The organism is Pseudoalteromonas sp. KAN5, from assembly GCF_022846535.1.
Lineage (GTDB): Bacteria > Pseudomonadota > Gammaproteobacteria > Enterobacterales > Alteromonadaceae > Pseudoalteromonas > Pseudoalteromonas haloplanktis.
Genome location: NZ_AP025589.1, coordinates 593736 through 610736 on the forward strand (window position 1 = coordinate 593736; position 17001 = coordinate 610736).

The window sequence follows — 17001 nt, forward strand, 5'->3', positions numbered from 1 at the left end:
TTTTGAGTTGGTTGTTGGTGGTTTGGTATTTATCTATAGGTATAACATGGAAACACATGATAGGGAATCGATCGGCAGCCAGCAACCATTTGATTTTAAAAGTCACTATACAAGTAACTTGCCCTCTATTTTATCTCTTTTAGGGATCACCCTAGCAGTGACGAGTTACCAAGCACAGCGGCTTATTTTGTTGCGTACAGTTAAAGGTAAATTAGATACCAATTTAATCGCATTTCCTAGGCCGATGGGAATTTATGCTGATAAAAACCGTATAACGATAGGTACATTAAATCAGGTTATTAATTTTCAACGTAGTGATATTTCACTAAAAAGTGTGAAATCGGGCTATTTAGATAGCTTAGAAACATTGCCTGCGAAGCTGCAAAATCCAGAAATGATCGAGCAATTGCAGCAACGGACTGCACAACTCAATGCGATTAAACAGGCTGATTCGCTATTTACACAACGTGCCGCTTTAACTACTGGAATGATTAATATCCATGATATTGCATGGGGAAATGAGGGGCTATGGGTGGTGAATTCAGCCTTTTCATGTATCTCTAAATTGAACTCAGACTATAGTTTTGTTGCTTGCTGGCAACCACCGTTTATATCAGAGCTGGTGGCAGAAGATCGGTGTCATCTCAATGGTATGGCTCTATTGGCGGGCGAGCCGCGTTATGTCACAACGTTTAACCAAGCTAATCAAAAAGATGCTTGGCGAACATTCAATCAATTAGATGGCACTTTGATTGATATAAAAACGAATAAGATATTAAAAACAGGGCTGATCATGCCGCACTCGCCAAGGTGTTATCAAGGCTTGGTTTACTACTGTGAATCAGGACGAGGCGAAGTGCAATCATACAACCCGAGTAACGGTGAAACAAAAGTGCTGTGTGTTTTACCCGGTTTTACCCGTGGAATGATTTTTTTTGGTGATTTATTAATTGTTGCGACAAGTAGAATTCGTGCGAGTAAACATCGCAATAAAATACCACTTGATGAGCAGTTAGGGGCTGAAAATAGTCGTTGTGGCGTATGGTTAATTGATGTGAAAAATGGCGAAATCATCGCCAGTATTGAATTTAACGGCGATGTGCAGCAGCTTTACGATATTGCTGTACTGCCAAATACCCTAGTACCAGAAATTATTCAAAGCTCAGATAGCCTAGCAAGCCACTTGTTTGAGTTTTATCAGGAGTCAATGACATGAATGTTGTGCCAGTAAAAAGAACCATATTAAGTGCCGTATTGCCGGTGTTATTAAGCGGTGGTGCATTTGCTTCTGTGGCTTCATCGCGCCGTAGTGTACGTATTAATAATATGGAAAGTAAATTTCAACCTTATGAAATAAAACAGCAAAGTAATAAGGTTAATCCATTTAATGCATTTGCCACTAGCAATAAAACAACAACACAAAATGTCCCAGCGAGTACTGCAGATAATAACGATGTTCAACAAACTATGGCGTTTTTGCGCGAGCAAGGTTTATTAAATACCTCGGTTACAGAAACAAGCATAGTGTCAGGTGATAGTGACATTAGTGCCAGCGATACAATGGTAAGAAAAGTATTTGCAGTTGATGATTATTGCGAATTACCAAACGGCTATTGCCTTACATACGTAACCGGAACCTTTAGCTGTAATATACAAGGTGGCACTTACGGGTTTTGTGGTACCCCTGCAACTGCGCCTGAAATTGATGTACTTGAAAATGGCAGTACTACACTCAGTGAGAATTTTGGGAATGTTGAGGCTAATGGTAGCTCTGCTATAACAAAAACGTTTTTAGTTAAAAATACCGGTAATGCCAACCTAACTATCTCTAATATAGCCATAACAGCTGGAGCGAGTCATTTTTCTGTTCAGAATGATGGTTGTGGTCCTTTTCCTGTAACCTTAGTTGCCGGTGCCTCTTGCAATGTAGTGGTTGCTTTTGCAACTACGTCGCTTGCCTCAGTGAGCGGTAATTTACGTATTACTAGTAATGATAGCGATGAATCAACGTATAACATCGCTTTACAAGGAACCGGTGTTGATACAACTGCCCCAGCCATAAGTAATGTAAGTATTGCAAATAGTAGCGCTAAAGTAGGTGATACAGTTACTGCAACAATTTCTGTCAGTAATGATAGCGACAATTATACAACAGGCAGTGGTGGAATTTCAGGCACTATTGCCGGGTATCCGGTAACCAATTTAAGTAAAACGAATAACTCGACCTATACCGCCCAGTTCACTATTACAGATGGTGGACAAGATATTGCTGCCGGCTCAAACGTGCCTGTTAGCATTACTTTGAGTGATTCTTCGGGTAATACCAGTAGTATCTATAACAATGCAATTGTACAGGCAAATGATGCTATTTACGCTAACTTACCCAATGTGAGTGTATCGACAGCAGATGGTAACCTAGGAGAAGACGGTGATACTGAGGTAATTTCGGTATCACTTAGTAATAGTTTGAATAATCAATGGCCTGTTGCGATTACTGCGGCGCTTGCATTTAACGACACTAATAATAGTGGTAGCGATCTGGATTATACAGTTGATAGTGCGTCAGTAACGATAAATGCCGGAAGCACAAGTGGTAGTGTGACTGCTACAGGTAAGCCTGACACATTTTATGATGCAGCTATAAACGAAAGCTTTGCGGTGACTCTTAGCTCTGCGAGCACTGGTACTATAACGGGTTCTGCGGCGACAGTGACAATCATTGATGCGGAGTCAGCCCCTGTGGTGTCTCTTGGCTTGAGTGATACTAACCTTACTGAAAATAGCGGTTCTAGTACGCTTTCGGCAACATTGAGTGTGCCGACATATGAAAATGTAACCGTTAATTTGGGGTATTCAGGAACAGCAACTTCAGGAAGTGACTATAATGCACCTGTTAGTAGTATGACTATATTGGCAGGAGATATAAATACAACTACAGCTATAACAAGTATTGATGATGCTATCGAGGAAGGAACAGAAACGATTGTCATTGATCTGAGCTCCGTTTCAGGCGGCAGCGCGAGCGAAAGTGGTATACAGCAACAAACACTGACTATTTTAGATGACGATGATAATACCGCTCCTGTACTCGCCTTAGTCACTGCAGTGACCACACCAACTAACGATAGCACTCCGAACTTTATATTTTCTAGTAATGAAGCTGGCACAATTAGTGTTGCAGGAAATTGTGGTTTATCTAGCTCAACAACCGCGTCGCTAGGAAATAATACGGTTACGTTAACTCAAACAGACAATAACAGTGCACTCGTCGATGGCACTTACAATAACTGTAGCGTGACGGTTACTGATGCGGCGAATAATACCAGTAGTGTATTAAGTATCCCAGCATTTACGATTGATACCACAGCTCCCGTATATACATCAGTGGTACAAACTGGCGATGGCACTTATAAAGCGGGTGAGACCATTACCTTTAATTTAAATTTAGGGGAGGCGGGGTTAATTGTCACTGCAGATCTAACCGTGCTAGATAGCGACTTTAGTAGTTCTTCATCATTAACCGATAATAGTGATGGTACTTATAGCATTACCACCGCAGCACTTAATAGTAATGGTAATATGCAAGAAGGTAGCGCAATAGCAGTTACTTTTATCGCTACAGATCCAGCAAACAATAGCTTGAACAACAGTAGCCTGACTTTGTTATTAGATAAAAGTGCCCCAGTTAGTTTAACAATCAATACCCCCATTGAAGGCGACGATATTGTTAATGCGAGTGAAGACGACACTGTACTGATTACGGGGGCCGGGGCTGAAGCGAATGCCGCGGTTAATATAAGTATTGACGGAGTGAATGCCGCAACGACCGCAGATGCCAGTGGCAACTGGACACTCAGTGGGAATGAATTAGATATCAGTGCATTAAATAATGGCACATTAACGGTATCGGCAACGCAAACTGATAGTGCAGGCAATACCTCTGTCGCCGCTACTACCATGATCACCTTAGACAACACTACGCCAACAGCTGTGACAATTAGTACCCCGGTTGCCGGCGATGACGTGGTAAACGCAGCAGAAGACAATGCTGTGGTGATCAACGGTGCGGGCGCCGAAGCGGGTGCTACGGTTAATGTTAATATTGGCGGCGTGAATACCTCGGTCACAGCTGATGGTAGTGGTAACTGGACCCTCAGTGGCAGTGAATTAGATATCAGTGCGCTAGTTAATGGCGCATTAACGGTATCGGCAACGCAAACCGATAGTGCTGGTAATATCTCACCTACTGCGACGGCTCAAATAGAACTCGATAATTTAGTTCCAACCACCTTAGCAATTGATACACCTATTGCAACGGATGATATTGTAAATGCGAGTGAAGACAATAACGTACTTGTTAGTGGTTCGGGTGCAGAAGCTGGTGCAACCGTTGCTGTTAATATTGATGGCGTGAATGCTTCTGTCGCTGCTGATGCCAGCGGTAACTGGAGCCTCAGCGGCAATGAATTAGATATTAGTGCGTTAAGTAATGGCGCATTAACGGTATCGGCAACGCAAACGGATAACGCAGGTAATACCTCAGTAGCAGCTACCACTACAATCACCTTAGATAATAGTGCGCCAACAGCGGTCACGATTAATACCCCTATAGAAGTCGATGACATTGTTAATGCTAGTGAAGATGACAGTGTATTAGTGACAGGTTCTGGTGCTGAAGCAAATGCAAGCTTGAATGTAAATATAGGTGGGCAGAGTCAGTCTGTCACCGCGGATGCTAGTGGTAACTGGACCCTCAGCGGAAATGAATTAGACATCAGTGCATTAAGTAATGGCACATTAACGGTATCGGCAACGCAAACCGATAGCGCTGGTAATATATCACCCGCAGCAACCACAGCCATCACATTGGATAATACTGCGCCAACAGGGCATGCGGTAAGTGTGGATCAGAGTGTAATAAATACCAGTAATGAATCTGCAATAAGCGCGACCTTAACGGGTCTTGAGGGCAGTGGTACGCTTAGTTATCAAGTAAGTGACGGTAGTAGCTCTGTCAGTGGTACAGCAACGATCACTGCTGCAACACAGCAAATAACAGGTGTTAATGTGACCTCATTGGCTGAGGGGGCGCTAACTTTTTCAGCTATAGTGACTGATTCGGCTGGAAATGGAAGCCCTGCAGTAACTGCCACAGTAACCAAGCAATATAATGTTGCGCCTGTATTAAGTGGAACCCCCAGTACAACAACAGCAGAAGATGCGGCTTATAGCTTTACACCGACACTGACTGACAGTGATACAGGCGATACTCACACCTTTAGTATTATCAATAGACCAAGCTGGGCCAGCTTTAATACCAGCACTGGTGAGTTATCGGGCATGCCGGATAACAGTGATGTGGGTAATTACGCGGCTATAACAATCAGTGTGAGTGATGGTACGGCAAGTGCCAGCTTAGCGCCGTTTACCTTAGCAGTGACTAACACCAATGATGCGCCTGTTGGGCAAAACTTTAGCTTTAATCTTGATGAAGCAGCAACGCTTACCGTGGCACTGGCTAATGGCTTATTAAGTAATGCCAGCGATGATGACACCGGCGATACCCTGACAGCGGTTGGGGTGAGCCAGCCGCAATTTGGTAGCTTAACGCTTAATAACGATGGCAGCTTTAGTTATCAACATGATGGCAGTGAAAACCATAGCGACAGCTTTACCTTCCAAGTACGTGACAACGACGGGGCATTATCGGCGGTGCATACCGTGACACTGACGATAGCAGCGGTTGCCGATGCACCTATTGCTGTTAATGACAGTGCTACAACCGATGAAGACACCGCCGTTAACTTTAGTTTGGTTGATAATGACACGGATGCCGAAGGGGACTTAGTGGCCGCCTCAGCTGCCATAGTATTACCGGCAAGTAAAGGCTCGGTGAGTATCACCAATGGCATTGCCACGTATACACCGAACGCCAATGAAACTGGGGTTGATACCTTTACCTATACTGTAAAAGATGCGGCGCTGAATACCTCAGCAGCGGCAACAGTAACCGTCACTATCACGCCAGTGAACGACATGCCTGTGGTACAGGCGGTGAGTATCAATGTGGATGAAGACACACCTTCAACAGCAACGGCGCTGCGTAGTTTAGCAACGGATGTGGAAGACACTACGCCCACAGGGGATATCACCCTTGTCAGTGGCCCAACGTCAGGGCAGGTGGTGTTAGATCAAACAGCGGGTACCTTTGTGTATACCCCTGATGCCAACGTGACAGGGCAAGATAGTTTCAGCTATACCTTAACCGATAGCGAAGGTGGGGTATCACTGCCTGCCACGGTGACCGTGAATATCGGTGCTGTGAACGACCGTCCTGTAGTGGCTGATGACAGTATTAACACCGATGAAGACACCGCAGTGACACTCGCTATTTTAGCCAACGACTCAGACGTGGAAGACAGCGGCTTTAATGCTGCCAACGTCAGCTTAGAGAACAAAGGCACCGGCGCTGGCATGTATGACTTTGCTGATGTGAGTGTTAATTTAGATGGCAGTTTAGCGATAACGCCTCAGCAGGATGTCAACGGTGTGTTTAGCTTTACCTACACCCTCACCGACAGTGAAGGGCTAAGCTCAACGCCTGCCACCGTGACACTGACCATTAACGCCATCAATGACGCCCCCGTTGCCATGGATAACACCGCACAACTGCAAGAAGAAGGCTCATTTGAGGTTAACGTACTGGGTAACGACAGCGATGTGGATACCGGCGACAGCTTAGATGTAAGCAGTGTCACCATTGTCACAGATGCCACGAATGGTCAAACTCAAGTAACAGCTACGGGCGCGATTATTTACACCGCCAACGCCGATTACTTCGGCAGCGACAGCTTTACCTACACAGTTAAAGACAGCAACGGCGCAACCTCCAACGTGGCTACTGTGACCATGACGGTCAACCCGGTGAATGACGCGCCAGTCGCACAAGCACAAACTTTGTCGCTCGATGAAGACGCCAGTTTATTGATCACTTTACTTGCCACCGACATTGAAAACGACAGCTTAACTTATCGCATTGATAGTGATGTGAGCCAAGGCACACTCGTGCAACAAAGTGCAGATAGCTGGTTATATACACCCACAACTAACTACAATGGCAATGACAGCTTTAGCTTTATTGTCAATGATGGCGCGTTAGATTCAGCCCCAGTGAGTGTAAACCTGACCGTCAATGCCATCAATGATGCACCGGTTGCCAGCAATGATACCGTGTCTGTTAATGAAGACACTGCAATCACTATCAACCTGGCTGGCAGCGATATCGAAGGAGATACTTTAACTTATCAAATAAGTACACAGCCTCAAAATGGCACCGTGACCCTGACAGGATCACAAGCCGTGTATCAAGGGGATAGCCACTTCTTTGGTAGCGACTCCTTTAGCTTTATGGTCAACGACGGCACGGTGGATTCAGCAGCGGCCGACATCATTGTGAATGTCACTAGCGTGAATGACGTGCCAGTGATCAGCGGCGCGCCAAGTGTGTCAATCAGTGAGAAAACCGCCTACAGCTTCACCCCAACGGCCGTTGATACAGAAGGCGACAGCCTCACCTTTAGTATTACCAATAAGCCAAGTTGGTTGAGCTTTGATAGCAGCACTGGAACACTCAGTGGTACCGCCAGTAACAGCGATGTGGGCGTGCACAGCAATATTGTGATCAGTGTCAGCGATGGCATGGATACCGTCAGCCTGCCAGCCTTTAACTTAACTGTGGTAAACGTTAATGACGCCCCAACGATTGGAGGTGTTCCTGCATTAAATGTTGATCAAGATGCACCGTACAGCTTTACCCCAACAGCGAATGACATTGATGGTGACAGCTTAACCTTTAGCATCAGCAATAAGCCAAGTTGGGCGAGCTTTGATAGCAGCACAGGGCAGCTATCTGGCACCCCGAGTAATGATGATGTGGGTGTAAATAATAACATTATTATCTCCGTATCAGACGGCGCGATCACCACAGCATTGAGTAGTTTTAACCTCACGGTAAATAACATCAATGATGCACCCACAATCAGTGGCACACCAAGCATCACGGTGAGTGAAGACAGCCCGTATCAATTTACCCCTACCGTGAGCGATATTGATGGCGACAGTTTAAGCTTTAGTATTATCAATAGACCAAGCTGGGCCAGCTTTAATACCAGCACAGGTGAGTTATCGGGCACGCCGGATAACAGTGATGTGGGTAATTACGCGGCTATAACAATCAGTGTGAGTGATGGTACGGCAAGTGCAAACTTAGCGCCGTTTACCTTAGCAGTGACTAACACCAATGATGCCCCTGTTGGGCAAAACTTTAGCTTTAATCTTGATGAAGCCGCAACCTTAACCGTGGCACTGGCCAATGGCTTATTAAGTAATGCCAGCGATGATGACACCGGCGATACCCTGACGGCGGTCGGGGTGAGCCAACCGCAATTTGGTAGTTTAACGCTGAGCGGTGATGGCAGCTTTAGTTATCAACATGATGGCAGTGAAAACCATAGCGACAGCTTTACCTTCCAAGTACGTGACAACGACGGGGCATTATCGGCGGTGCATACCGTGACACTGACGATAGCAGCGGTTGCCGATGCACCTATTGCTGTTAATGACAGTGCTACAACCGATGAAGACACCGCCGTTAACTTTAGTTTGGTTGATAATGACACGGATGCCGAAGGGGACTTAGTGGCCGCCTCAGCTGCCATAGTATTACCGGCAAGTAAAGGCTCGGTGAGTATCACCAATGGCATTGCCACGTATACACCGAACGCCAATGAAACCGGGGTTGATACCTTTACCTATACTGTAAAAGATGCGGCGCTGAATACCTCAGCAGCGGCAACAGTGACCGTCACTATCACGCCAGTGAACGACATGCCTGTGGTACAGGCGGTGAGTATCAATGTGGATGAAGACACGCCATCAGCAGCAACGGCGCTGCGTAGTTTAGCAACGGATGTGGAAGACACTACGCCCACAGGGGATATCACCCTTGTCAGCGGCCCAACGTCAGGGCAGGTGGTGTTAGATCAAGTCGCGGGTACCTTTGTATATACCCCTGATGCCAACGTGACAGGGCAGGATAGTTTCAGCTATACCTTAACCGATAGCGAAGGCGGGGTATCACTGCCTGCCACGGTCACCGTGAATATCGGTGCTGTGAACGACCGTCCTGTGGTGGCTGATGACAGTATTAACACCGATGAAGACACTGCCGCGACCTTGGCTATTTTAGCCAACGACTCAGACGTGGAAGACAGCGGCTTTAATGCAGCGAATGTCAGCTTAGAGGACAAAGGCACCGGCGCTGGTATGTATGACTTTGCGGATGTGAGTGTCAATTTGGATGGTAGTTTAGCGATAACACCTCAACAAGATGTCAACGGTGTGTTTAGCTTTACCTACACCCTCACCGACAGTGAAGGGCTAAGTTCCACGCCTGCCACCGTGACACTGACCATTAACGCCATCAATGACGCCCCTGTTGCCATGGATAACACCGCGCAACTACAAGAAGAAGGCTCATTTGAGGTTAACGTACTGGGTAACGACAGCGATGTGGATACCGGCGACAGCTTAGATGTAAGCAGTGTCAGCATCGTCACGGATGCCACGAATGGCCAAACTCAAGTAACAGCTACGGGCGCGATTATTTACACCGCCAACGCCGATTACTTCGGCAGCGACAGCTTTACCTACACAGTTAAAGACAGCAACGGCGCAACCTCCAACGTGGCTACTGTGACCATGACGGTCAACCCGGTGAATGACGCGCCAGTCGGCCAAGCACAAAGCTTGGCATTGGATGAAGACGCCAGTTTATTGATCACTTTACTTGCCACGGACATTGAAAACGACAGCTTAACTTATCGCATTGATAGCGATGTGAGCCAAGGCACACTCGTGCAACAAAGTGCGGATAGCTGGCTGTATACACCCACAACTAACTACAATGGCAGTGACAGCTTTAGCTTTATTGCCAACGATGGCGCGTTAGACTCAGCCCCAGTGAGTGTAAACCTGAGTGTCAATGCCATCAATGATGCACCGGTTGCCAGCAATGATACCGTGTCTGTTAATGAAGACAGTGCAATTACTATCAATCTGGCTGGCAGCGATATCGAAGGAGATACTTTAACTTATCAAATAAGTACACAGCCTCAAAATGGCACCGTGACCCTGACAGGATCACAAGCCGTGTATCAAGGGGATAGCCACTTCTTTGGTAGCGACTCCTTTAGCTTTATGGTCAACGACGGCACGGTGGATTCAGCACCGGCCGACATCACTGTGAATGTCACTAGCGTAAATGACGTGCCAGTGATCAGCGGCGCGCCAAGTGTGTCAATCAGTGAGAAAACCGCCTACAGCTTCACCCCAACGGCCGTTGATACAGAAGGCGACAGCCTCACCTTTAGTATTACCAATAAGCCAAGTTGGTTGAGCTTTGATAGCAGCACTGGAACACTCAGTGGCACCGCCAGTAACAGCGATGTGGGCGTGCACAGCAATATTGTGATCAGTGTCAGCGATGGCATGGATACCGTCAGCCTGCCAGCCTTTAACTTAACTGTGGTAAACGTTAATGACGCCCCAACGATTGGTGGTGTTCCTGCATTAAATGTTGATCAAGATGCACCGTACAGCTTTATCCCAACAGCGAATGACATTGATGGTGACAGCTTAACCTTTAGCATCAGCAATAAGCCAAGTTGGGCGAGCTTTGATAGCAGCACAGGGCAGCTATCTGGCACCCCGAGTAATGATGATGTGGGTGTAAATAATAACATTATTATCTCCGTATCAGACGGCGCGATCACCACAGCATTGAGTAGTTTTAACCTCACGGTAAATAACATCAATGATGCACCCACAATCAGTGGCACACCAAGCATCACGGTGAGTGAAGACAGCCCGTATCAATTTACCCCTACCGTGAGCGATATTGATGGCGACAGTTTAAGCTTTAGTATTATCAACAAACCTAGCTGGGCCAGCTTTAATACCAGCACAGGTGAGTTATCGGGCACGCCGGATAACAGCCATGTGGGCAGTTATGCAGCGATTACCATCAGTGTGAGTGATGGCACAGTAAGCGCAAGCTTAGCGCCGTTTACCTTAGCAGTGACTAACACCAATGATGCGCCTGTTGGGCAAAACTTTAGCTTTAATCTTGATGAAGCCGCAACCTTAACCGTGGCGCTGGCTAATGGCTTATTAAGTAATGCCAGTGATGATGACACCGGCGATACCCTGACAGCGGTTGGGGTGAGCCAGCCGCAATTTGGTAGCTTAACGCTTAATAACGATGGCAGCTTTAGTTATCAACATGATGGCAGTGAAAACCATAGCGACAGCTTTACCTTCCAAGTACGTGACAACGACGGGGCATTATCGGCGGTGCATACCGTGACACTGACGATAGCAGCGGTTGCCGATGCACCAATAGCCATGGATGACAGTGCAACGACGGATGAAGATACCGCCGTTAGCGTTAACTTGGTTGATAATGACACGGATGCCGAAGGGGACTTAGTGGCCGCCTCAGCTGCCATAGTATTACCGGCAAGCAAAGGCTCGGTGAGTATCACCAATGGCATTGCCACGTATACACCGAACGCCAATGAAACCGGGGTTGATACCTTTACCTATACTGTAAAAGATGCGGCGCTGAATACCTCAGCAGCGGCAACAGTGACCATCACTATCACGCCAGTGAACGACATGCCTGTGGTACAGGCGGTGAGTATCAATGTGGATGAAGACACGCCTTCAATCGCAACGGCGCTGCGCAGTTTAGCAACGGATGTGGAAGACACTACGCCCACAGGGGATATCACCCTTGTCAGTGGCCCAACGTCAGGGCAGGTGGTGTTAGATCAAACAGCGGGTACCTTTGTGTATACCCCTGATGCCAACGTGACAGGGCAGGATAGTTTCAGCTATACCTTAACCGATAGCGAAGGTGGGGTATCACTGCCTGCCACGGTGACCGTGAATATCGGTGCTGTGAACGACCGTCCTGTAGTGGCTGATGACAGTATTAACACCGATGAAGACACTGCCGCGACCTTGGCTATTTTAGCCAACGACTCAGACGTGGAAGACAGCGGCTTTAATGCTGCCAACGTCAGCTTAGAGAACAAAGGCACCGGCGCTGGCATGTACGACTTTGCTGATGTGAGTGTTAATTTAGATGGCAGTTTAGCGATAACGCCTCAGCAAGATGTCAACGGTGTGTATAGCTTTACCTACACCCTCACCGACAGTGAAGGGCTAAGCTCAACGCCTGCCACCGTGACACTGACCATTAACGCCATCAATGACGCCCCCGTTGCCATGGATAACACCGCGCAACTACAAGAAGAAGGCGCATTTGAGGTTAACGTACTGGGTAACGACAGCGATGTGGATACCGGCGACAGCTTAGATGTAAGCAGTGTCAGCATCGTCACAGATGCCACGAATGGACAAACGCAAATCACCGCAACGGGCGCGATTATTTACACCGCCAACGCCGATTACTTCGGCAGCGACAGCTTTACCTACACAGTTAAAGACAGCAACGGCGCAACCTCCAACGTGGCTACTGTGACCATGACGGTCAACCCGGTTAATGACGCGCCCATCGCACAAGCACAGACTCTGCGGTTAGCAGAAGATGAAACGATATTGATCACGCTAACGGGTTCAGATATTGAAAACGACGCGTTGAGTTATCGCATTGATGAAGGTACGTTACATGGCTCGCTAGTGCAGCAAAGTAATGACAGTTGGTTGTATACGCCAACCGCTAATTACAATGGTAGTGATAACTTCAGTTTTGTCGCTAATGATGGTCAGTTAGATTCGGTATCTGCGGTTGTTTCGTTAGTCATTACTGCTGTAAATGATGCGCCAATAGTAAGTGCGCAAAGTGCAAGCGTTGATGAAGACACAGCTGTAGTTATAAACTTACTCGGTAGTGATATTGAGGGCGATAGCTTAACGTATACAATCGTTGATCTGCCAGTCAATGGTGTGGCTACTATCTCTGGTGACCAATTAACTTACCAAGGTAATGCAAATTACTTTGGTGAAGATCAGTTTAGCTATATTGCAAATGATGGACTACTCGACTCAGCACCTAATACAGTTTCAATCACAGTGAATAGTATTAATGATGTACCCGTAATAACGGGGGTGCCAAGTTTAGCCATTAATGAAAATGCGCTATATAACTTTGTACCAACAGCCACGGATAGTGATGGTGATAGTTTAAGTTTTAGCATTGAAAATCAACCAAGTTGGTTGGCATTTGATTCTGTAACAGGGCAACTTAGCGGCATGCCAAGTAATGCTGACGTAGGTCGCTATTCAGATATAACATTGAGTGTAACCGATGGACAGGCTACGCAAAGCTTAGCACCTTTCGCACTAACAGTGGTGAATGTTAATGATGCACCCACAATCAGTGGTGCACCTGCAACATCTATTGCGCAAGACACCGCGTATTTGTTTACCCCTAATGTGACCGATATCGATAATACAACGCTATCATTTAGTATTACCAACAAGCCGAACTGGGCCACTTTTGATAGTCGCAGTGGGACCTTAAGCGGAGTTCCGACACGGGAAAACGTCGGCTTACATAGCAATATTTTGATCAGCGTAACGGATGGACAACTAAGTAACACGCTTAATCCATTTAGTATTGATGTAACGTATGTAAATGCGTTGCCTATTGCTAATGATATGCAGCTGAATATTGAAGAAGATACGGCTATCAGTGTTAGCGCACAAATTAGTGATAGTGATGAAGATAGTTTAGCGATACAGCTAGTCACTGAGCCACAATTTGGTAGCTTAACAGTGCAAGGGCGAGTATTTAGCTATCAACCTGAGGCGAATTATCATGGTAGTGACAGTTTTAGTTACTCAGTATCTGACGGCAAAGATAGCTCGCAAACTGCGACTGTAGTAATAAACGTTGCCCCCGTGAATGATGAACCGGTGGCTTTGGCAGATGCTTTTAATCTAACGCCTACGCAAAGTGGTCAATATACTCTTGACGTTCTTGCTAATGACACTGATGTTGACGGTGATACGCTTAGTATTATTGGCGCTAAAGCGAGTGTAGGCACAGTCTCGATTGTTGATAATCAATTACTATTTGAGTTGGCCGCAAGCACACAGGGCAGTATCAATATAGAATATATGATTGCTGATCCAGAAAAGGCTAGAAGCCGTGCTGTTGCTACGCTTAGTTTTAATGGCAGCATAGATGGTGCGCCAACAATTACGGCACCTGCAGATGTTAGCATAAATGCAACAGGGTTATTTACACGGGTTAAATTGGGCACCGCGACAGCCTTTGATGAGCAGGGGAACCCGCTTGCAGTAGGCATTGTTGAGCCAAATATGTTGTTTGCCCCTGGTGCACATCAAGTATATTGGCAAACTACCGATAGCAACGGTAATTGGGCAATGGCTGAGCAACAGGTATTTGTCCATCCACAAGTAACTATTGAGAAGAATAAAGTAGTGGCTGAGCAACAAAGCTACACCACATACGTTTATTTAAATGGAACCGCACCGAGTTACCCGGTAATAATTCCTTATAGTATTTCAGGAACTGCCAGCGAGGACGACCATGATCTAGTTGCTGGCGAAGTGGTGATAGAGCAAGGTTTAGTAGGCGAGATTAACTTTACTATATTTGCAGATAGTGACGTTGAACCAGATGAAACTCTGATCATCACCCTTGCTGAAAGCGTTAATTTGGTAGCAGATACTTCAAGTACCATAACAATTACAGAGCAAAATATTGCACCGACTCTGTTAACGACTATTGAGCAAAATAATCAAACACGGCCCTTTGTATTAGCCAATAACGACTTGGTTACTATTCGTGCTATCGCATCTGATCACAACCCAGAGGATAGTATTTCACTCAGTTGGCAAGTAGAGGATGAGCGTATTATTAATTTGGCTGATAACTCAGATAGCTTCGTGTTTTCAACAGCTGAACTCACAGAGGGGATTTATGCTATCACTGCTACCGCTACTGACAATGCGCAACAAAGCTTATCAAGTACAGTGACTAGCTATGTGGAGGTGGTTGCACAATTACCGGAGTTAACCGCAGCTGATACAGATAAAGACTTACTCCCCGATATTTTAGAGGGTTATCAAGACAGTGATCATGATGGGATTGCTGATTATTTAGATCCAATCAGTATGTGTTATGTCATGCCAGAACAAGTTAATGAAACAACACGATTCTTAGTCGAAGGAGAGGTGAGCGGTTGTTTAAGAAAAGTTTACTCAGGTTTATTAACGAGTAGCGGCGGGTTGCAAATCTTATCTTCAGAACTGTTAGGTGATGAGGGCATGATCAATACGGGTGGGTATTTTGGTTTTGTTATTACAAGCATAGAGCCAATAGGTGCACACTATAATATTGTATTGCCGCAACGTATGCCCATTCCTGCCAATGCGGTTTACCGTAAGCTAATAGATAATGAGTGGAGAGACTTTGATAGCATAGAAGGAGATCAAGTTTATTCTAGCCAAGGTGAGCAAGGTTATTGTCCATCACCATCTAGTGAGTTATGGCAAGAAGGCCTACATGAAGGGGATTGGTGCGTACAATTACGTATGGCTGATGGGGGAGGCAATGATGCTGACGGCTTAGTTAATGGTCAAATTGTCGACCCAGGCGGGATAGCTGTTGTTAAAACAGATAACACGAACCCCGTAACTCAACCAGACCAAGCAACCATCGCGATGGACAATGCTATTACGCTTGATGTACTCGAGAATGACAGTGATGCAGATGCAAATGAGCTACGTCTTACTGGTGCAAGTGTAGACTTTGGCGAAGTCACTATTGTTGATAATCAACTTAGTTATACACCGATAACTAACTTTATTGGTACTGCCACAATTCATTATAGCGTATCTGATGGTCAAGGCGGCACAGCGTTTGATGTTGCCACGATAACTGTTGTTGTCAACAGTGCACCGACAACAACAGCAAACAGTGCATCAACCAATGACCGTACCGAGATTGTTATTGATGTACTGAGCAATGACACGGATGCAGATGGCGATACACTTACCGTCACCGACGCAGTCGCCAATCAAGGTGATGTGACCATTAACCCTGATAATACTTTAAGTTATCAGCCGAAGCCTGGCTTTGAAGGTATGGATTTTATTACATACACAGTAACAGATAGCAAAGGCGCCAGTAGCAAAGGGGAGGTTAAAGTGACGGTGAAAGCATATACAACCGCAACGGTAAAAAATAGTTCGTCAGGAAGTATGGGAGGCGCGTTATTACTGTTGATGATTGGGGTCATTATAATTCGTCGCCAGTCAAAATTAACACCGTGGGTATTGTTAGCGACAGTCTCTGTGTCAAGCCAATCGGCGTTAGCTGGTGAGTGGTCAATTGATGCCAAAATCGGCTATGCTACTGTGGCAGGCGTCACTTCTATTGAGGGAGATACTGTTTTTGCTCAGAGAGACTATGACGATACGGATGTAAGTTGGTCTATCGGCAGTCATTATACAATGGCTGAAAATTGGCAACTTGGCCTGCGCTATATTGATTTAGGTGAAGGAAGTATGTCCTTTGTTGGTGATACGCTTGAACCAGATCATGTTCATCAGAGCTTATCGCAAACAGTGCCTGTATTAGGTCAAGGGCCTGCACTGCAAACCGCTTATATTTTCCCACACATAGGGTATCTAAAGAGCAAGCTCTTTATTGGCGCATTTTATTACCACTATTCAATTGAAAGCCTAAACAATTCGGGGCAAACAATTAAAAATAATGCATCTAACACTCGGGCTTATTTTGGCGGGCAATTAGCTTACCCGATATTAAAAAATACAGATATTTCTCTTAATTTTAGTCATTACAAGTTAAAAGAAAATGATGTAAATGAATGGGCTTTGGGTTTTGAGTATCAATTCTAAGATGACAATTGGCCAGCCTAA

2 protein-coding genes are annotated in these 17001 nt (G+C 45.9%); both read left to right on the plus strand.

Features of this window, described 5'->3' with window-relative positions:
- Window positions 1-46: 46 nt before the first annotated feature.
- A complete protein-coding gene (locus KAN5_RS02575; protein ID WP_244390376.1) occupies window positions 47-1216 on the plus strand; it encodes a TIGR03032 family protein in 1170 nt (389 codons plus the stop codon).
- A complete protein-coding gene (locus tag KAN5_RS02580; protein WP_244390377.1) occupies window positions 1213-16980 on the plus strand; it encodes an Ig-like domain-containing protein in 15768 nt (5255 codons plus the stop codon). Before KAN5_RS02575 ends, KAN5_RS02580 begins: the two co-directional genes overlap by 4 nt.
- Window positions 16981-17001 lie beyond the last annotated feature (21 nt).